Origin of the sequence: Rhizobium centroccidentale (assembly GCF_030182565.1) — a bacterium.
GTDB lineage: Bacteria > Pseudomonadota > Alphaproteobacteria > Rhizobiales > Rhizobiaceae > Rhizobium.
This window is the reverse complement of sequence record NZ_JAQJCG010000001.1, coordinates 79,898-98,765: the sequence shown is the minus strand read 5'-3', so window position 1 is coordinate 98,765 and position 18,868 is coordinate 79,898. Positions and strand designations below refer to the sequence as shown.

The 18,868-nt window shown below is 60.3% G+C and carries 16 protein-coding genes; 5 read left to right on the top strand and 11 right to left on the bottom strand.

Annotation, left to right across the window (positions count from 1 at the left end):
• Positions 1 to 142 precede the first annotated feature (142 nt).
• Both PH562_RS00470 and PH562_RS00465 read left to right on the top strand, forming a co-directional pair.
• Positions 143 to 1,837 (top strand): dihydroxyacetone kinase family protein, encoded by a 1,695-nt coding sequence (locus PH562_RS00470; protein ID WP_285170858.1) that lies wholly within the window; start codon positions 143 to 145, stop codon positions 1,835 to 1,837.
• A 282-nt stretch (positions 1,838 to 2,119) separates the two neighbouring features.
• Positions 2,120 to 2,383, top strand: coding sequence for a hypothetical protein (locus tag PH562_RS00465; protein ID WP_285170857.1), 264 nt, complete (start codon positions 2,120 to 2,122; stop codon positions 2,381 to 2,383).
• Positions 2,384 to 2,593: 210 nt separating this feature from the next.
• On the opposite strand, the gene PH562_RS00460 is transcribed toward PH562_RS00465, so the two are convergent.
• Complete coding sequence (locus PH562_RS00460) at positions 2,594 to 4,666, bottom strand: acyltransferase family protein (protein WP_285170855.1); 2,073 nt, start codon at positions 4,664 to 4,666, stop codon at positions 2,594 to 2,596.
• Positions 4,667 to 4,949: 283 nt separating this feature from the next.
• Here PH562_RS00460 and PH562_RS00455 point away from each other — a divergent pair, with 283 nt between their 5' ends.
• The 3 genes from PH562_RS00455 (at position 4,950) to PH562_RS00445 (ending at position 8,255) form a co-directional block, all read left to right on the top strand.
• Positions 4,950 to 5,546 (top strand): Chromate resistance protein ChrB, encoded by a 597-nt coding sequence (locus tag PH562_RS00455; RefSeq protein ID WP_350223764.1) that lies wholly within the window; start codon positions 4,950 to 4,952, stop codon positions 5,544 to 5,546.
• A 26-nt stretch (positions 5,547 to 5,572) separates the two neighbouring features.
• On the top strand, positions 5,573 to 6,781 hold the full coding sequence (locus PH562_RS00450) for an MFS transporter (RefSeq protein ID WP_285170854.1): 1,209 nt from the start codon (positions 5,573 to 5,575) through the stop codon (positions 6,779 to 6,781).
• 139 nt (positions 6,782 to 6,920) lie between these two features.
• Positions 6,921 to 8,255: a flagellar hook protein FlgE gene (locus PH562_RS00445; protein ID WP_285170853.1), complete on the top strand. Its 1,335-nt coding sequence runs from the start codon at positions 6,921 to 6,923 to the stop codon at positions 8,253 to 8,255.
• Positions 8,256 to 8,393: 138 nt separating this feature from the next.
• Here PH562_RS00445 and PH562_RS00440 read toward each other — a convergent pair whose 3' ends face one another.
• From PH562_RS00440 to PH562_RS00395, 10 genes are all read right to left on the bottom strand, one after another.
• Positions 8,394 to 9,395 carry an ABC transporter permease gene (locus PH562_RS00440; protein WP_285170852.1) on the bottom strand — a complete coding sequence of 334 codons (1,002 nt, stop codon included), beginning with the start codon at positions 9,393 to 9,395 and terminating at the stop codon, positions 8,394 to 8,396.
• 2 nt (positions 9,396 to 9,397) lie between these two features.
• Entirely contained in the window at positions 9,398 to 10,417 is a 1,020-nt protein-coding gene (locus PH562_RS00435; RefSeq protein WP_285170850.1) for an ABC transporter permease, read from the bottom strand.
• Positions 10,407 to 11,957, bottom strand: coding sequence for a sugar ABC transporter ATP-binding protein (locus PH562_RS00430; RefSeq protein ID WP_285170849.1), 1,551 nt, complete (start codon positions 11,955 to 11,957; stop codon positions 10,407 to 10,409). The genes PH562_RS00435 and PH562_RS00430 overlap by 11 nt, the downstream gene beginning before the upstream one ends.
• Positions 11,958 to 12,020: 63 nt before the next feature.
• On the bottom strand, positions 12,021 to 13,034 hold the full coding sequence (locus PH562_RS00425) for a sugar ABC transporter substrate-binding protein (RefSeq protein ID WP_285170848.1): 1,014 nt from the start codon (positions 13,032 to 13,034) through the stop codon (positions 12,021 to 12,023).
• A 197-nt stretch (positions 13,035 to 13,231) separates the two neighbouring features.
• Positions 13,232 to 13,924: an amino acid ABC transporter permease gene (locus tag PH562_RS00420; protein WP_285170847.1), complete on the bottom strand. Its 693-nt coding sequence runs from the start codon at positions 13,922 to 13,924 to the stop codon at positions 13,232 to 13,234.
• A 16-nt stretch (positions 13,925 to 13,940) separates the two neighbouring features.
• On the bottom strand, positions 13,941 to 14,648 hold the full coding sequence (locus PH562_RS00415) for an amino acid ABC transporter permease (RefSeq protein WP_285170846.1): 708 nt from the start codon (positions 14,646 to 14,648) through the stop codon (positions 13,941 to 13,943).
• A 56-nt stretch (positions 14,649 to 14,704) separates the two neighbouring features.
• A complete protein-coding gene (locus PH562_RS00410; RefSeq protein ID WP_285170845.1) occupies positions 14,705 to 15,523 on the bottom strand; it encodes an amino acid ABC transporter substrate-binding protein in 819 nt (272 codons plus the stop codon).
• 14 nt (positions 15,524 to 15,537) lie between these two features.
• A complete protein-coding gene (locus tag PH562_RS00405; RefSeq protein WP_285170844.1) occupies positions 15,538 to 16,278 on the bottom strand; it encodes an amino acid ABC transporter ATP-binding protein in 741 nt (246 codons plus the stop codon).
• Between the two features lie 8 nt (positions 16,279 to 16,286).
• A complete protein-coding gene (locus PH562_RS00400; RefSeq protein ID WP_285170843.1) occupies positions 16,287 to 17,762 on the bottom strand; it encodes an NAD(P)-binding domain-containing protein in 1,476 nt (491 codons plus the stop codon).
• Positions 17,759 to 18,757, bottom strand: a complete 999-nt coding sequence (locus PH562_RS00395) for a LysR family transcriptional regulator (protein ID WP_285170841.1) — start codon at positions 18,755 to 18,757, stop codon at positions 17,759 to 17,761. The genes PH562_RS00400 and PH562_RS00395 overlap by 4 nt, the downstream gene beginning before the upstream one ends.
• Positions 18,758 to 18,868 lie beyond the last annotated feature (111 nt).

Genomic DNA, 18,868 nt, shown 5'->3' with positions numbered 1-18,868 from the left:
CGGGGATCGCACCCGGCTCGGCTTTCGGGCCGGGCGGGAAAGAATTCCCGCGTGTGTGTTTTGCCGTTGATCCTGCGCTCATCGAGGAAGGCGCGAAGCGACTGGAAGCGTTTCTGTGCAAGCAGCAATAGGATGAAGGACAATGAAGAAGCTCATCAATCGACCCGCTGACGTGGTGCGGGAAATGCTGGAGGGCATTGTCGCTCTCGCACCCGGCCTTGCGCTGCTCGACAAGGAGAATGTCGTGCTGCGCGCCGACCTGCCCGTGATCGCGGACCGGCCGGTCGCCCTGATCTCGGGTGGCGGTGCCGGACATGAGCCGGCCCATGCCGGATATGTCGGACCTGGCATGTTGACTGCGGCCGTTACCGGCGAAGTCTTCACCTCGCCGAGCGTCGACGCCGTGCTTGCTGCCATCCGCGCCAGTGCCGGCCCAGCAGGCGCACTTCTGATCGTGAAGAACTATACCGGCGACCGCTTGAATTTCGGCCTTGCCGGAGAACTCGCCGCCATCGAGGGTATCCCGACCGAGCTTGTCGTCGTGGCGGATGATGTGGCACTTTCCGGTCTCGTACCGCGCGACCGCCGCCGCGGCATCGCCGGAACGGTGCTGGTCCACAAGATCGCGGGCGCAGCCGCAGCGAGCGGAAAGAGCCTGAAGGAGGTTGCCGCCATCGCTCAGTCGGCGGCATCGCGCCTCGGCACGATGGGCGTTGCGCTCGGCGCCTGCATCGTACCGGCCGCCGGCAAGGCCGGTTTCACGCTGGCCGATGATGAAATCGAACTTGGCCTCGGCATCCACGGCGAAAAGGGCGTCGAGCGCACGAAGCATCTACCCGCAGACGCCATCACGGACAGGATCATCGGTCAAATCGTCACGGACATGCAGCTTGCTTCAGGCTCAAGGGTCGCATTGCTCATCAATGGTCTCGGAGCAACGCCGCCCATGGAGCTGGCAGTCGTCGCCCGTTGCGCGATCGCATCGCTGCGTTCGCGTGGCCTCGGGATCGAACGAGCATGGAGCGGCAATTTCCTGACGGCGCTCGAAATGCCGGGTTGCTCGATTTCACTCCTGGATCTGAATGAGGGCGATATCGAACTGCTGGATGCCGAGACATCTGCAACCGCATGGCCGCGGGGCGGCGCGATCTCGGAAGCACCCCATATCGTGCGGGTGCCGAACATACCGGAGAACGAAGCCCCGCTCGGCGATGCGGGCCGGTTCGCCCCTCACGACTTGCGCCGCATCGGCTTTGCCGTCTGTGATGCGCTGGAAGTGTCCGAAACCCATCTGACCGAACTCGACAGCAAGGCCGGCGACGGCGATCTCGGCGCGAGCATGCTTCGTGGCGCCGAAGCCATTCGCGCACTCCCCGAAAGCGCCTGGATCAACCCCGCCAACGCTCTGGTCGCAATCGGCAATGCGCTGCGACGGGCGATCGCCGGAAGCTCCGGGCCTTTCTATGCGATCGCGTTGACGCGAGCTGGGCGCCATCTCGGCGAGAGTAATCGCTTCTCGCCTGAAGATTTTCGCACCGCCCTCGCGATCGGTATCGCTGCCATTAGCGAGATCGGTGGAGCAAAGCCGGGCGACCGCACCATGCTCGATGCACTCGACCCGGCCTTAAGAGCGCTCGAGGCAGCCGGCATCAAGGTGCCCGCCGCCGAAGCCTGGAAGCAGGCGGCCGCAGCCGCAGCCGAAGGCGCCCGCCGCACGGCGGATATGGTACCGAAACTCGGCCGCGCGAGCTATCTCGGCGAAAGAGCTCTCGGCACCCAAGACGGTGGTGCAGCAGCGGTCGCGATCTGGATGGAAGCGCTGGCGACAAGTCTATGACTTCGCTGGCGTAGCGCCAAAACCAACATTCGAACAACCTGGATTTCATGGCCTTTTCCCCAAGGAGTGGCGATCTCTGACCTGCGCGCCAATGTCATCGGCAACGGGTTGCATCGCGTACTACGGCAGCCAACCCTTTTTCCGGTGAGGCTGCCGATGCGATCCTACCGGTTCGCGCTGGCCCGTAGCGCCAGTATGAGTTAAATCCCGCGCCGACAAAAATCTGCCGTGCTGTTGAATTATATCGTATTACGATATAATTTGCAGCTTGGAGGATTAGTCATGATGGAGACGACCCGAGATACAACATTGGATTTGGAACTGTTTGCCAAGCGTCTGGCCCGTGGTGCCAAGCCCAAGAACACCCTGCAGCATTCGCCAACCTCCGACGAACTTATGGATCTCAGGCACGCGCTTGACTTGCATCTTCGACGCGGCAGGATGGACTTGAAGCTTCTAATGCTGGAATGGCGATATGACATCGCACTTTTGCTCGATCATATGCGCCATTGGATGTTCGAAGTAGATCGAGATTTCAACCGGTAGAAACTGCGATCCTTTGCGCAAGTAACCGATCCAAAGTCAGGATAATTGACAATCGATTTTCGGCGAAAGGCGCCGCATGATCGTTGTGCAGCCTACGGCAGGCGCTTCGGACGGCGGAACTCATGAACGTCAGCAAGGTAATATCGCTATGTCATTTAGCCTGGATGGAATTCTAGCCTGTCAATCGAGACGAGGATAAGTAATTGACGATTAATGACTGGAACCGGCCGCCCCCAGCAATTGACGAGCTTCGGACAGTACGGGGACGTAGAGCGAGCTCAGGGTCGGTGCGAACGCCGCCGTGAGATGATCGGCATCCTTATAGAGCGGCAGACCGTTTCGCACGGCATCGCAACGATCGCTGCTGCAGATGGCTGGCAGCGGATCGATGATCGTTGCACCATATTTTGCAGCCACACGGCTCAGGATCACATGTGAGAGCGCCTGCCTCTTCTTGATATACTCCAATGGGGGAGCAACCTCCGTTGACGTGCCTTGCATCATCGCCTTGGCGACGGCCTCGGGCATATAGCGTCCCATTTCAGGGACATCCGAGACCAGCACGACCTTGGTTCCCTGTTTGGTCAGCTCGGCAATCAGGCGGTCCATCGATTGGACGACCAACGCCGATCTATCCTCCAACGGGGGCGGTACGGAAGGGTCGAAATACGGCCCCTCATTGGGCATTTCGGCATCGTGGACATATTTGGGCCAATAGGCCACCAGGAAAACCAGTGGAATATGCTGGGCCTTAATCAGGTCGTGCACCGCGCCGTTGAAATCACCGCAGAGTTCGGTATCGCCGCGCGGCGTGAGCTGAACCTCTGGCAAAGGCGGGCACGAGGAATGGCCTGCGAAGAGACCGCTGATCCCAACCTGTTTCGCCGCCGCATCGATGGCAGGCGCCATGGCGCCGGAATGGGAATCGCCCCAAACGAGAAAGGCGGGTTTCGCTACGTCCTCCGGCCCGAGCGGACAAAGCTTGCCTGCACGAATATCCGCAGCCGAACGCGCCGCCGTGTCGGATTCCGCAAAGCACGGCGGCAGGCTGAAGCGGCTCTGATCGTAAGTGGAAGCATAAACCCGCTGCACATCCGCTGGCAGTCGACCGGGTATGCCGCCGTGATGGGCGACATAGTCTCCCATTACGGCAGCGGCGATCACGACGGTCAGTGCCCCGGCAAATAACGGCGAGCGCTTTACGAGGCTGCCGTGTCCACGGAACGGCCGCTCGATGAAGCGCCATGAGATGATGGCCATGGCGAGCGACGCCAGCGCGATCAGGCTGCCCTGCATCGGCGAAAGCTCTCGTCCTGTCACCTCCCGGCTGAAGACGATGAGCGGCCAATGCCAGAGATAAAGCGAGTAGGAGATCAACCCGACGAAGACCATCGGCTGTGATTGCAGAACTCTGCTCGCTGGCCCGAGCTCGTCTCGCGCGTGGATCACCAGTGCCGCACCAAGACAGGGTAGCAGAGCTGCCGGGCCGGGAAAGAGCGTCTGCTCGCTAAACCCGAAGACGGCAATCGCGATCAAAAGCACGCCGGCGGAGGCCAATCCGGCTCGCACCCTGGATTGCTTTGGCACCGGCAGGACACCGAGGGCCAGCAGCGCTCCAAGGAGCAGCTCCCAGCCACGAAATTGCAGCAGATAAAATGCGTCGGGCTGCGACCGGAACAGCGTCCACGTGCTCGCCACGAACGACACGGCCAGCAATCCAGCCAGGATCGGTGCTATATACCGTTGGGCAAATCGGCTGAGAACCAACAGCAGCAAGGGAAACAGAATGTAGAACTGCTCCTCGACGGCCAAGGACCATGTGTGCAGCAGCGGTTTCATCTGCGCGCCGATATCGAAGTATCCGCTCTCCTTGTCGAATTGGATATTCGATGTGAACAGGGCCGCCGCTTTCAAGCTGCGCGCGAAATAGGCGAATTCGGCCGGCATCAGCAGGAACCATGCCGCGACCGAAGACGTGGCCAGGACAGCGAACAATGCCGGAAAAATCCGCCGGATACGGCTCTCATAGAATCGGACGAGACTGAATTCGCCCTTCGCGATTTCCTTGGAGATCAGCGATGCCATCAGGAAGCCGGAAATGACGAAAAACACATCGACGCCGACAAAACCGCCGCGGAAGCCGGGGATGCCCGCGTGATAGAGAACGACCGGAATGATCGCCAGGGCGCGCAGGCCGTCGATATCGCGGCGATAGGTGAAGCCGCCAGACTCGTATCCGGAAACGGGCACCCCAGAAGACGAGCGCCTAACAACAAGATTCAAATTCAACTCTCCAAAACTGACAACACTGGCATACAGCCGCAGCGTGTCGCTTTTGAGAAATAGCTTCGTTGGCTGACGTAAAGCTGAAACCCTGGTTTGGAACGCTTGCTCGAGGCGTCAGCCATGAAGTCAACAAAATCCCGCGACGCCGGCGCAGCCGACCGCGCGCCGCGGAATTTCAGCAGGTCAGGTCAGATTGGTCGTCACCAAGAGCTAAGGTGGGCTCGTCGCAGATGAGAAACTCTGGCTGCGGAAAAAGCGCGCCCGATTGAAGTTCCATTTCATGGCCGATATGGTATGGACAAATGTAACGACCGTAACAATAAAGAAAAACGTTTTGGGCCAATGGATACTGCTCACCTACAAGGTGCCTTCGGAGCCTGCAGCTCGAAGGGTCGCATTGTGGCGGCGCCTCAAGGGCTTGGGAGCTATCTATCTCCAGAATGGGGTTTGCCTCCTCCCCCGCACCGATGAAAACCTGCGACGGCTGAAGATGTCGGAACTCGATATCTCCGAGATGGGTGGCGAATCCGTGTTGCTGGATTCGGCACCGCTCGATGACGCCCAACTCAACAAAGTGATCGAACGCTTCAATGCGGATCGTGCTGAACTCTACCAGGAATTCATCGGACGCTGCGACGATTTCGAGAAGGAAATCGCAAAGGAGATATCGAAACAGAAGTTCACCTATGCCGAACTCGAAGAAGAAGACACGGACCTTAGGAAGCTTCAGGAGTGGTTCGAGCGGATCAAGAAGCTCGATTTCTACGGGGCGCAATTAGCAACGTCGGCTGCCGAAAAGCTCAAGATGTGCGAGGCCCTGCTCGACGATTATGCGCGCCAGGTTTTCGAAGCCAACGAAGAGAATAAAACCGGCTGAACAAGATGCGCCGAAAGGATCCGCCAATGGTCGATGTCAACGCGAAAAGCCGTCGACCGGTACCAGCCATACCCGGTGGCGTCTGGGCGCTGGGCTTCGTCTCGCTTTTTATGGACATTTCCTCCGAGATGATCCACGCCCTGCTTCCTGTCTATATGGTGACCGTTCTGGGGGCCTCGACGCTTTCCGTCGGCATCATCGAGGGCATCGCGGAAGCCACCGCCGCGATCACGAAAGTATTCTCCGGGGCCATAAGCGATTGGCTCGGCAAGCGAAAACTGTTGGTCCTTCTGGGATATGGGATGGCTGCACTGACCAAGCCGATTTTTCCGGTTGCGCCGTCGATCGGCTGGCTTGTAGCAGCACGTTTTATCGACCGTATCGGCAAGGGCATTCGCGGTGCTCCGCGAGATGCCCTGATTGCAGATATTTCGCCTCCCGAAGTTCGCGGCGCAAGCTTCGGACTGCGGCAATCCTTAGATACGGTCGGCGCCTTCCTCGGCCCAGCGATCGCGCTGCTGCTCATGTGGTGGACTTCGGACCAGTTCGGCACGGTTTTCTGGATTGCCGTCATCCCCGCCTTTGTTGCGGTCGGCCTCATTCTTTTCTTCGTCAAGGAACCTTCAAAAGCGCCCAGCGATAAGAGCCCGACATTCCCGTTACGAAAATCCGATCTCCTGCGTCTTCCAAGCACATATTGGCTTGTGACCGGGGTAGCGGCGATTTTCACGCTTGCGCGCTTCAGCGAAGCCTTTCTGTTGCTCGATGCCCAGAGCCTCGATCTGCCCGTCATGCTAATTCCGCTTGTGCTGATCGGCATGAATTTCATCTATTCGATATCCGCATACCCGGTCGGAGTTCTTGCCGACCGGGTCGATCGCGTCACCTTGCTCTTGATCGGTGTCGGGCTCCTGGTCGCAGCTGATCTGACGCTGGCTTTCGTTCCTGGGCTACCCGGTCTGGCTCTTGGCGTGTTGCTCTGGGGCTTGCATATGGGCTTCACGCAAGGGATCTTTGCAACACTGGTTGCGGACGCCTCTCCGAGCAATCTGCGGGGAACGGCTTTCGGAGTCTTCAATCTCGTTTCCGGAGTTGCGCTATTGGGCGCCAGCATCCTTGCCGGTGGACTCTGGGAATGGATCGGGCCTGACAGCACCTTTGTCGCCGGCGCGGCTTTTGCGTCCGTGGCCGGTCTGATCCTGCTTGCTTTCAGAGAACGCCTCAAGAGGGCTTGAAGCGCACGCCCGCCTATGGCTCGGCTCAAGGAGCCTCGAATGTTTTGGACTGATTCAAACCGGCAGCGCGCGCCAAAAAGCCAGCTTCACACAAGTCATTATCGCTACCATCCCGGCATCAGCAACGTGCGAGGAACCAATGAGCATCTTTGGTAGCATGAAAACGGCAGTTTCCGGCATGAACGCGCAGGCAAATAAGCTTAGCACCGTGTCGGACAACATCGCGAACGTCAATACAACGGGCTACAAGTCGGCGACCACCAGCTTTTCGTCGTTGATTCTCCCTTCGGGCGGCGGCAACTATAACTCCGGCAGCGTCGAAACCAACGTCAGCTATTCGGTCTCGCAGCAGGGCGATACAGTCTCCACCTCGTCGAGCAGCGACTTGTCGATCCAGGGCGCCGGCTTCTTCGTCGTGCAGGGCGCCGACGGCAAGACCGTTCTGACCCGCGCAGGCGACTTTACGCCGGATGCAAACGGCAACCTCGTGAATTCCGCTGGCTATACGCTGATGGGCTACTCCTATGCTTCGGGAGCGCCGGCTGTCGTCGTCAACGGCTTCGACGGCCTGGTGCCGATCAACGTCAACCAGAGCGGCCTTGCCAACTCCCCTTCGACCTCAGGCAGCTTCACGGGCAATCTCAATTCGAACGCGACGGTTGTTGTACCCAGCTCCACCGAAACATTGCCGAGCGCCAACAAAGCGACAACAACCGCCAATACCCAGAAAAGCTCGGTTGTCGGCTACGACAAGCTCGGCAATACCGTCATGTATGACATCTATTATACCAAGACGGCGGATGCCAAGCCTGCGGTCGCCGCTGATCCCACTGCTACCCCGCCGGTCGCGGCCTCCCCGGCGACCTCTGGTACATGGGAAGTCGCCGTCTACCGCAACGCCGACGCCGCGACGGGTACCGGTTCATCCTTCCCTTACTCATCCGGCCCTGTTGCGACAAGCACGATGACGTTCGATACAAGCGGCAATATGCTAAGTGGCGGCAGCTTTACGATCACCGATCCGACGACCGCTGGATCGATCGCCATGGATCTGAGTAAGATGACGCAGAAGGCCTCTGATTTCGCCTCGACCGGCTCGACCAATGGGCAGGCGGCAGCGGCGGTCACCGGCGTTACCATCGACAAGAACGGCGTCGTCTACGCGAACTATGCTAAAGGTGATCCGAAGGCGATCTACCAGATCCCGCTCGCAACCGTTGCAAGCCCAGATAAGCTGACGCTGATGAGCGGCAACGTTTATCAGGCCAATGCCGACTCCGGCGTAACGGTCACCAGTTTCGCCAACAGCAACGGCCTTGGCTATATCCAGTCGAACTCGCTGGAAGCTTCGAACGTCGATCTGGCGGGCCAACTCACCGACATGATCCAGGCGCAGAAGAGCTATACCGCCAACTCCAAGGTCTTCCAGACGGGCTCCGACCTGCTGGACGTGCTGGTCAATCTCCAGCGCTGATTTTCCGCATGCGAAATCAGAAGGGCCCTCCGGGGCCTTTTTTCGTACGATCCGGCGAGGGAAACCTGTTGCTGAACACTGCTCCGGCGGAGGCAGCGGTCGGATGGGCCGGATTTCCATAATCCTCAACGGCCCGCCTTACGCGCGGCCAGCTGCTTGCCGGTTGATGAAACTCAGAGCGAGCACGGCAAAGATCAGTGTTCCCGTACCGACTTGCTGCCAATAGAAATTCAGATCGGTCAGTAAGAGCCCATTGGCCACGATACTGAGCAGCAGCACACCCAGCACGGTGCCAGCAACGTTCGGCCGCCCGAGCGGGCTGAGCGTCGTACCGATGAAGGTTGCACCGATGGCGTTCAGCAGAAATGCATTGCCGGAAGATGGGATATAGACGGTGACGGTCGCAGTCAGAATGAGGCCGGCGACGGCTGCGATCAACCCAACCAGTACGAAGGTGGCCGCTATATAGGCGGGAGCCGCAATGCCGGAATAGCGTACGACGCCCGGCTGGATACCGATTGACAGGATGATGCGGCCGAAGCGCGTGCGGGCAAAAATAACCGCAGCGATCGCGATGATGACGATGGCGGTTGCAAGCGGCACAGGGAAACCCCAGATCGTACCGTGGCCAAGGAAACGGAAAGCCTCCGGCACGCCGTTCGGAGGCAGATAGACGGGATTGCCGCCATTGGTCAGCAGTTGCTGGATGCTGCGGCCGATGAACAGCGTGCCGAGCGTCGCAAGGAACGGCGATACGCCGATCCCTGAGATCAACAGCGCATTGAAGGCGCCCACGAGCGCCCCGGCTCCCAATCCGGCAAACGCCGCAAGTGCCACCGGCTGCCCGGCAAGGACGAGCGAGACGAAGGCAAAACTTGCGAAATCCATCGCCGTCCCCACCGAAAGATCGATGCCACCGGATCCAACGGCAAAGGTCATGGCAATGGAAACGATGGCAAGCAGCGTGAAATTGTTGACCAGGATGCTCTGCAGGTTGGCAAGGGTCAGGAATGTCGGCGTGATCAGGGAAAAGGCGGCAAAGACCGCAACCAAGGCGAGGATCAACCCGTAGCGCACGAGGTGGCCCGCAATCAGGCGCGGCAAGCCAGCCGTGGCGTGTGCGGAAGTGTGGAGCGACATGTTCAGGCCTCCCGCCGGCGCAACAGGGTGGTCGCCGAGACCACGACGAGAATGAGCAGACCCTGAACGCCGCTGACCAGCGTGCTCGAAATATTGAGCAGCTGAAAACCATTGGTGAGGAAGCCGACCAGCAAAGCTGAGAGCAACGTTCCAGTCACGGTCGGAACTAGCCGGCGCGAAAAGACCGAACCGAGCAAAGCGGTGACAACAACAGGCAACAGCATCTCGCCGGAGCCCGTCGTGCTGCCGCTCAGGTAGGAAACAGAGAGGATACCGGCGATGCCGCCGGATAGGCCGCTGGCGACAAATGCACCGGCAAGCAGGCGACGAAGCGGCAGTCCGGCGGCGCGCGCAGCATCCTGAAACTCGCCGACGGCATAAAGGCGGAGACCAAGCGGCGTATATTGCACAATCGCCGTTGCAATTGCCGTGAAGCCGATGAGCACATAGGCAAGGATCGGCATGCCGAAGGCGTCCGAAGCAGAAAGCGCCGAAAGGAACGGCGTGGAAGCCGGAAGGACGGTATTCCCCGTCAGCACCAGTTCCAGGCCGGCAACGACGTTCATGACGGCAAGCGTGGCGAGCAGCGGCACGATACCGGCATAGACGACGGCGATGGCATTGACCGCGCCGATCAGTGTACCAGTCAGGATCGATGCCATGATCGCCGTGGCGTCTCCAAAACCGAGTTGCGTCAGGCTGGCATAGACGGCGGCGCTGAGGCCCATATTGGCGGCGAGCGACAGGTCGATGCCGCCGGTGACGACATTGGAGCCGCCGGCGATGAGGACGATCGTCAGTCCGATCGCGAGCACGCCTGAGATGGCTGATTGGCCGAGCACATTGCCGATATTGCCGATGCTGAGGAAATAAGGCGCTGTCAGCGAAAAGACGATCAGAATGGCCGCAAAGGCGATCAGCGACCCGAAGCGCAATGCCGCGGCCGCGACACTGCCGGTCGGCCGGGCAGGCCCTTCTACGGTCGAAAATCCGGAAGGCGCAAACTCTACTTCAGCCGACATGGCGCTGCCCTTCCGACGATCCTGTCGCTTCAGCGAGCACAGCATCCGCCGTCGTCTCCGACGATATGAATTCCCGGACCACCCGGCCACGGAAGAGCACAAGGATGCGATCCGTGATGCCAATGAGTTCCGACAGGTCCGAAGAGAGGACTATGATACCGGCGCCCCGCGCCGCCAGTTCGCCGATCAGCGTATAGATCTCGACCTTAGAGCCGATGTCGACGCCGACCGTCGGCTCGTCGAGGAGATAGACCTCGGAATGGCGACTGAGCCATTTGGCAATCGCCACCTTCTGCTGATTGCCGCCTGAAAGCGTGCGGAGCAAGGCATTACGCCCGCTGGTCTTCACCTGCAGCCGTTCAATCAGAGCATCGATTTCGCGCCTTTCGCCCTTGCGGTCGAGAAAGCCGAGGCGCGTGAAGCGATCGAGACTGGAAAGACTGATATTTTCCCCAACACTGAGGTCGAGCGCGACGCCGTGGCGGCGCCTATCTTCGGGCACCAGGGCGATCCTGTGGTCTGTCGCGTGGCTGGGATTGGCGAAACGGGTGGCCTTGCCGCCGATTTCGATACGACCGGAGGCCGGCCTATCGAGACCGAAGAGGGCGCGGACCAGCTCCTTTGCCCCGGAGCCGAGCAGACCGGTGAGACCCAGCACCTCGCCGCGGCGAAGCGTGAAGCTGACATCCTCGTATTTTCCTGGCGCCGAAAGCTGTTCGACCTTGAGGATTTCGTCGCCGAGTGCGACCACCGGCTTCGGAAACATGTCCTTGATGTCGCGCTCGACCATCAGCCGCGCGATCGCTGCAGCCGATGTATCCCCGATCGGCAGCGAAGCGACGTCCAGCCCGTTACGCAGCACGGTGACGTGGTCGCAGAGTTCCTCGATTTCGTTCAGGTAATGCGAGATGTAAATGATGGTCACGCCTTCATCGCGCAGACGACGGATCAAGCGGAAGAGGATATCGGCCTCGCGACGCACCAATGCCGCCGTCGGCTCGTCGAAGACGAGCACCTTAGGCTGGTTGAGAAGCGCGCGGGTGATCTGCACGATCTGCTTTTCGGCCGTCGACAATTCGCTGACCAGCGCGCTATTCGGCAACCGGACGCCGAAATAATCGTTGAGGATATCGGATGCACGGCGCTGCATCAGCCGGCGATCGAGAAATGGCGTGCCTGGTATGCGCGGCTCCCGGCCGAGAAACAGGGCTTCGCCGACCGTAAAAGTCGGCACGAGCAGGCGATCCTGATGAATGAAATGAATACCGAGCTCTTCTGCGAGATGCGGGGTCAGCCTGTCGAAAGCTTGCCCCTCGATCTCGATCCGCCCGTCATCCGGCTGGTGAAGACCGGCGAGCAGCTTGATCAGTGTCGATTTGCCTGCGCCGTTCTGGCCGACGAGACCATGGATGGTTCCACGCCTGACGCTCAGTGACGCACCCGCCAGCGCCTGCGCTCCGCCGAAGCGCTTAACGATGCCTTCGAAGCGGACGATGTCGTCTTTTGCCGTCACGGGCTGTTTGAAAGAAATAGCGCTCATCTCGGTCTCCAGCGGACATATTCCGGGCGATCCAGCCATGGCAGCATCGCCCGGCGCGGACTATCAGCCAATACCGAGCTTCTTGGTGACCTCGCCGACATTGGCCTTGTTGGCCAGAAGGGCTGGAACGTAGGTCTCGCGCGGCAGCGTCTGACCGGCAAGCAGCTTCGCGACATTGCGGATGGCAGTGCGGCCGATTTCTGCCGGCTGTTGAGCGACATCGGCGCCGGCGGGCGATTTCGGATCGGCGATGAGCTGCAGCACTTCGGGGCTGCCGTCGACGCCGTAGGTGCGGATTTCGGTACGGCCGGCAGCGGCAAGCGCCTGGGTCGCGCCGAGCTGCGGGATGTCCCATGCCGACCAGATCGCCTTGATCGATCCCTTTTCCGGATATTTGTTCAGAATCGCGGTGATCTGGGTGAAAGCGTCCTGTACGGTGTTCGGGATGACGTCGCGCAGTTCCGGCTGGAGGATCTTCACCTTCGGGAAATATTTGACGACATTGACCAGCTGGTCGTAGCGGATCGCGCAGGGCGTCACGCCATAAAAGCCGTTGAAGACGACGATATTGCCTTCGCCGCCGATATCGGAGACGAGCTGCAGCGCCAGGTCCTTACCGATGCCCCAGTTGTCGGAGGTGGTATTGTTGATCGAATTGGTCGAGCCGACGTCGACGGTCAGAACCGGAATGCCGGCATCGCGCGCCTTCTTCAGCCAGGGGTCGATGACGCTCAGCGTACCGAGGATCTGAACGATCGCATCCGGCTTCTGGGCAATCAGCGTCTGCAACTGCGAGACCAGCTTGCCGTCATTGCGGCCTGCGTCCACGGCGATCGGCTCGCCGCCGAGGCGCTTCACCTCTTCGATCTGGGCATTATAGGCCTGCAGGTCGAAGAAGTGGTCGGTTCCGGTCGCGCTGATGGCGATGCGCTTGCCTTTCAGAGACAGTTCTCCGTCGCCGGCGAAGACTGGCTTCTGCCCGATCAGGGAAGCGCCGGCGACGGCAACTCCGGCCGCTGCGGATAATTTCAACAAATCCCGTCTTCCCAGACCGCTATCGGACTTTTCGATGCTCATTACCACTCTCTCCAATTAGACCTTTGTCTATAAATTAAGTGGACTAATGAGAAAGAGGAGAAATGAATTTCCAAAAAAGAGGATCGCGAGGGAAAAGAGTGCACAGAGCGGGCGCTCATCCCTGGCTGCGGTTTTCAAAGGCGATCAGCCGATGGATGCTGTCTCGGCCTGCAAGGGCGGAAGCATTGGGGTCGAGCTCAAGTCCGCACCCTGAGCGCCCGCTCCGTCCTGTCCGCGATCTGGGTTACGGCATAGGCTATTACCATGTAGATCACGACCGCGACCAGGAAGGCCTCGAGATAGTAGAAGTTCAGCGCGGCGGTCAGCTGCGACTGCGCGAAGATATCGACCACCTCGATGGCGAACCCCAGGGAAAGCGCCTTCATGATGACCATGAAGGAATTGGCAAGATCCGGTATCGCGGCGACGATGACCTGTGGAAGCATGACCCGGCGGAAGAGCTGGCTCTTCTTGTAGCCGAGCGAATAGGCCGCATCGGCCTGCCCGGTGTCGAAGGAGTTCAGCGCACCTTTGACGACTTCCGCCTGGAAGGCGGCGACGCAAGCAGTCAGGGCGACGATGAGCGTGACCCAGTTTGGCGTCGAATGGCCGTTATAGTCCACGCCAACCAGCGATGTCAGGAATTGCAGGGTCGAGGGAAGGCCATAATAGGCGAGGAAGATCACCACGACCATCGGCACGCCCTTGAACGCGACCTTATAGGCGACGACAAGCTGGCGCAGGACAGGGATCCGCCGATATTCGACCATGGCGAACAGGCTGCCGATGATCGTCGAGAGGACGAAGATCGCAAGCGCCATCGCAAGCGTGAGGGGTACTGCACCCAGTATGTCCCAAAGATCGGGGAGAAGAACGTCGATATCGAACATGTAGCAACTCCTTCGATCAGCCACTTGCCATCAGGGTGGTTCTGCCGCGCTTCGCGCCTGGAGAAAATCTCGCGGAACGAAGCTCGAAAAAGCGGACGACGGACCAAGCGACCAGGCAAAGCAGCGAATAGAGCACCGCCAGCACGAGGTATGTTTCGAACTGGTACTGATTGTAGTCGCGCTCCATCACAAGGTGGGCGGTCGCCATGACGTCAGCCGCGCCGATATACATGACGAGCGCGACGTTATGGATCAGGTAGATGATCGAGTTGCCGTAGCCGGGGAGCGCGATGTGAACCGCCTGCGGGCCGAGAACACGCGTGAGCTTCTGGCGGAACGTATAGCCGAGACTGTCCGCCGCATCATGCTGGCCACGTTCGACGGCGAGATAGGCCGGCCGCATGACCTCGGACAGATAGCCGCCGTGATAGAGGCTCAAGCCCAGCATCGCGGCGATGGTCGGAGACACGAAGTCCGCGACGCCGAACGCACCCACAAGCACGGGAAGCCCGTAGAAGGCGACGAACAATTGAAGGACGACAGGCACGCTGCGGGCGTAGGATACGTAGAGATCCGCCAATTGGCTGATCACCGGGATCCTGCGAACCCGAAATGTCGTCGCAATCAACGCCAGCACGAAGCCGGCGATCATGGCCGTGAACGTGATCGCGAGCGTCAGCGGCAGGGCCGAAAGCAGCTCTGGGATCATTACGGAAAGGTCCACTTCGGAACACTCCTTCTTTCAGTCTTTGGCCTGATCGCCGGGACCGGAGGGCGGCGTTACTTCATGTACGTCGTGATGTCCTCGCCGAACCACTTCTGCGAGAGCTTGGCAAGCGTGCCGTCGGCCTTGAGCTCCTTCAGAGCCTTGTCGATGCCATCGGCGAGGGCCTTATTCTCCTCGGAGCGATGGATCAGGACAAAGGTCTCATTGATCGCGACCGGCTCGCTTGTCTTGATGTCGAGCTTCTGCTGGTCGATCACGGTCTGCTCGCCAAGGTTGGATGGCAGTACGAGCGCATCGTACTTGCCGTTCTGCACTTCCTTCAACCGGTCCGGATAGGGAACGCCGGCGCTTGAGGCGGTGATCTCGATCTTGTAGGTCGGGTTCTGCTCCTGCCATGCCGTGGCAAACTTGTAGATGCCGCCGCCGGCGGTGACGGGCACGATCTTCTTGCCGACCAGATCCTTCATCTCGTTGATGCCGCTATCCTTGCGGCTGTAAATCTTGATCAGGCTCGCACCGATCGGCGCGTCGGGAATGAGGAACTGCTTTTCACGGGCGGGTGCGCGGTAATAGCCGCCCGTCGCGATGTCGTACTTGCCGGTCGCAAGGCCGGTTTCCTGCGCGATGTCGGCTGCACCTTCCATGACGAACTTATATTGGGGCAGCTTCGCGTTGATCGCCTTCAGCACGTCGGGTTCGTAGCCCTGCGGCTCGACGCCGATCGCGCCCCAGGAGAGCGGTTTCGATTCGGCAGCGGTGGCGATCTTGATCGTGCGGACCTCCTCGGCGAACGAGGCGGTTGCAAAGGCGATCGCGACGCCTGCTACGGCGAGACCGAGGCCACGGCGCGAGATTGAACTCATGGAAGTCATTTCAGGCATCCTTTCTACTGGATCGCGCGTTCGGAATTGAGAAACTGAGCGAGGCGCGGGTTGGAGGGTGTGTCAAAGATTTCGGCAGGGCTTCCGTCGGCTGCGACGACCCCGCGGTCCATGAAGACGATGCGGTTCGAGATGTTCTTGGCGAACTGCATCTCGTGGGTAACGAGGAGCGAGGTGATGCCCGAGGATGTCACATCCTTGATCACCTTCAGAACCTCGTTCACGAGTTCAGGATCGAGCGACGAGGTCGGCTCGTCGAACAGCATCACGTCCGGCTTGACCGCCAGGGCGCGGGCGATGCCGGTCCGCTGGAGCTGACCGCCTGAGAGCTGGGAGGGATAATTGTCGAGCTTGTCGGCAAGACCGACGCGTTCAAGCTCCTTAAGGGCGATCGCTCGGGCTTCTTCCTTCGGCTTTCGCTGAACGACGACAAGCGGGTCCATGACGTTCTGGATGACCGTCATGTTCTTGAAGACGTTGAACTGCTGGAAAACCATCGCCGTGCGAAGACGGATCGCCTGCACCGCCGCCTTGTCGGGGCGTCCGTAATCCATGCGGATGCCATCGAACGCGATCGAGCCGGAGGACGGCTTGGCCAGATGGTTGATGCACTTCAAAAGCGTGGTCTTGCCGGTGCCGCTCGGGCCGATGATCGATACCACGTCGCCGCGTTTCACCGACAGGTCGACGCCATTCAGGATCTGCGTGCTTCCGTAGGACAGCTTTAGGTTCTTGATCTCAAGCATTTCGTGTCTCAGGTCCTTTCGGAGGATAGGTCGGAAGGCTCTTCGGTATCGTCGTCTGCCCACTCGTCACCGAGGAGTTCCGGCGTGTCGAAAGCCTGAAGGTTTTCAAAGTGCGTCTCGCGGTCGGCGACGAAAAGGGCGCGGACAATGCCACGCGCCAGGCGGTCGGCGCCTTCGCTGATTGCCGGGATGTCGCCGGTGAGCTTGCCGTGACTGAGTGTCGCCGGAAAATTGAAGCAGTGGATCTTTGCCAGCGTCGGGCACGAGCCCGGCTCCCTTTCGAGGAACTCGAACGCCTCTCCGAGATCGGGGGATCCTTCGAGTTCGGCGTTCGGCATTCCCGCCGGCACCGGGAAGCGATCGCGCCACAGGCGTATATGGGGGTCGAAGGCGGCAAGCTCCGGTCGATTGCTCAGGTCGATCTTGAAGCCCGTTCCAAAGATCAGAAAGTCGACGGGATAGCTGGTCCTTGGCGTCGTCACGATGACGTGGTCGCCTTCCTGCTCCAGCCCGCTGATCGGGCTCTCAAGATGGAGATGGGCTTGCGGGAAGGAACTGACGCGCAAGACGCTCGGCCGCGGCGGCGGCGTCTGCTGGCCCATGGCATAATTGAGGAAGCGCCACTTCCACTCATCGGGAAGGCCGGCAAATCCGTGCACGACGCCCTGGCTGCCGATGCCAGTGAACTTGTTGATCCGCGGCAGCTCCCTGCGGCGCACGAACATGTCGAGGCGCGCCGCACCGGCTTCGAGAGCGGTCGCGGCATTGTCCATCGCCGAGGCGCCGGCACCAATCACGCCAATCCGCTTGCCGCGCAGCATCGCGAAATCGATATCGTCAGCGGTATGCGCCCAGCACTTGCGGCCGATGCTTTTTGCGACATCAGGCACGAACGGGCCGCCCAGACCATCGCGGCCGGTCGCCAACACCGCATGACGCGCAATGATCGTCTCCTTGAGGCCATCCTTGATGCAGACAAGATCAAGCATTCCGTCCTCGCGTGGGAGGATCGCATCGACCGTCACACCGTTGCGGACGGGAAGCTCAAGCACCTTGCGGTACCAGATCAGATATTCCATCCACGTCTCACGCGGCGCGCGGTCAAGCTCGACCCACGCCTCGTGGCCGAAACGCGCTTCGTAATAGGCACGAAACGTCAGAGCGGGCAGCCCCATCGCCGGACCGGTGAGCTGCTTCGGAGAACGCAGCGTTCGCATCCGGGCGAAGGTGACCCACGGCCCTTCCTGACCAGCAGTCGCCTTGTCGAGGACGAGATGGTTGGCGACCCCGAGACGCTTCAGCATACCGGACGCAACAAGCCCGGCCATGCCTGCACCAATGATGACGACATCGACGACAGGCTGACCACCGACCACGCGCGGCGGCACCCAGGATCTGGCCGGCAGTTCCAGCCAGGCGAGATCCTGCCGCAGCCGCGCCTCAAGAGCATCGAGACCGTCCGGCAAGATGGAAAGGTCGCTCATATCGGCGCTCCCTCGGGTCGCGGAGTTTGCCCGTAAACGGTATCGGCCAGAGCTTCCGCACCGCTCGAGTCGAACAGGCGGCAGCCGGGCATCGCCAAAGCCACCGCGCGCGCCGCCTCGATCACCGCGGTGATCGTCGAAGTGAGCGGCAGCGCGGCGGGCGATATCGCACCGAACAGGAAGGGGATGGTATGATCGAGCACGCGCATCACGACACCGTCAAGCGGCACGCCGACCACGGTCGCCGGCTCGACGATGCCAACCCCAAGCCCGGCCCGCACCAACGAAAGCGCTGTCAGTGACGCATTGACGTCGATGATCCGGTCCGGCGAAATCCCTGCCCGTTCCAGCGCCTCATCGACCCGGTGACGCAAGCGATATGGGTTTGCCAGGGTGATAATGCGGCGGCCGGCGAGATCGGCAAGACGCACCACGTCGCGGTCGGCAAGCGGATCCTTCGCGCCGATAGCGACGACACATGGCGCCTCCGCGATCCAGTGTATTTCGAGGCCGGGATGTTCGAGCGGCAGGCTTGCAATCCCGAAATCCGCCGAGCGGGCGAGCACGGCCTGAACGACGTTTTCGGCCGCAAGCGCCTGCACATGCAGATGACGTGGGATCAGATCCGGGGCAACAGCCGCAAGCGCCTGCGGCAGAACGCCCGCAGCAAGCGAAGGCGTGGCCGCGATCGTCAGCGTGGGGGGCTCATCACGACCGATCGCCTCGGCACGCTCGCGGATATGTGTGAGGCTGGCGAGATGACGCTCGACCTCGGAATGAAACAGCACCCCCCGCGAGGTCGGCGTGATCCGCGGACCGCTTCGATGCAGGAGCGCATAGCCGATATCGGCTTCCAGATCCTGGATGAGCCTGGTGACCGCCGGTTGAGATCGGCCCAGCAGGCGCGCTGCCCCGGTCACGCTGCCTGCGGAAATCACGGCTGCGAAGGCTTCAAGTTGCCGAATATCGAAAGAGTTAGAATGCATAAATGACATGAAACACTCCTCTTAATGTGAGTAAAGCATAGGAATTCTCACTTGACGATCGGAATTAGATAATTATTTCTCATCAAGATCGCTCATTCATTATTATTTGACATAATGACA

What these genes read in the sequence shown, in the direction of transcription:
- PH562_RS00395 (WP_285170841.1), bottom strand. Translation starts at nt 18,757, where the DNA reads ATGTCATTTATGCATTCTAACTCTTTCGATATTCGGCAACTTGAAGCC.
- PH562_RS00450 (WP_285170854.1), top strand. Translation starts at nt 5,573, where the DNA reads ATGGTCGATGTCAACGCGAAAAGCCGTCGACCGGTACCAGCCATACCC.
- PH562_RS00440 (WP_285170852.1), bottom strand. Translation starts at nt 9,395, where the DNA reads ATGTCGCTCCACACTTCCGCACACGCCACGGCTGGCTTGCCGCGCCTG.
- PH562_RS00455 (WP_350223764.1), top strand. Translation starts at nt 4,950, where the DNA reads ATGGCCGATATGGTATGGACAAATGTAACGACCGTAACAATAAAGAAA.
- PH562_RS00425 (WP_285170848.1), bottom strand. Translation starts at nt 13,034, where the DNA reads ATGAGCATCGAAAAGTCCGATAGCGGTCTGGGAAGACGGGATTTGTTG.
- PH562_RS00465 (WP_285170857.1), top strand. Translation starts at nt 2,120, where the DNA reads ATGATGGAGACGACCCGAGATACAACATTGGATTTGGAACTGTTTGCC.
- PH562_RS00410 (WP_285170845.1), bottom strand. Translation starts at nt 15,523, where the DNA reads ATGACTTCCATGAGTTCAATCTCGCGCCGTGGCCTCGGTCTCGCCGTA.
- PH562_RS00420 (WP_285170847.1), bottom strand. Translation starts at nt 13,924, where the DNA reads ATGTTCGATATCGACGTTCTTCTCCCCGATCTTTGGGACATACTGGGT.
- PH562_RS00470 (WP_285170858.1), top strand. Translation starts at nt 143, where the DNA reads ATGAAGAAGCTCATCAATCGACCCGCTGACGTGGTGCGGGAAATGCTG.
- PH562_RS00405 (WP_285170844.1), bottom strand. Translation starts at nt 16,278, where the DNA reads ATGCTTGAGATCAAGAACCTAAAGCTGTCCTACGGAAGCACGCAGATC.
- PH562_RS00445 (WP_285170853.1), top strand. Translation starts at nt 6,921, where the DNA reads ATGAGCATCTTTGGTAGCATGAAAACGGCAGTTTCCGGCATGAACGCG.
- PH562_RS00430 (WP_285170849.1), bottom strand. Translation starts at nt 11,957, where the DNA reads ATGAGCGCTATTTCTTTCAAACAGCCCGTGACGGCAAAAGACGACATC.
- PH562_RS00400 (WP_285170843.1), bottom strand. Translation starts at nt 17,762, where the DNA reads ATGAGCGACCTTTCCATCTTGCCGGACGGTCTCGATGCTCTTGAGGCG.
- PH562_RS00435 (WP_285170850.1), bottom strand. Translation starts at nt 10,417, where the DNA reads ATGTCGGCTGAAGTAGAGTTTGCGCCTTCCGGATTTTCGACCGTAGAA.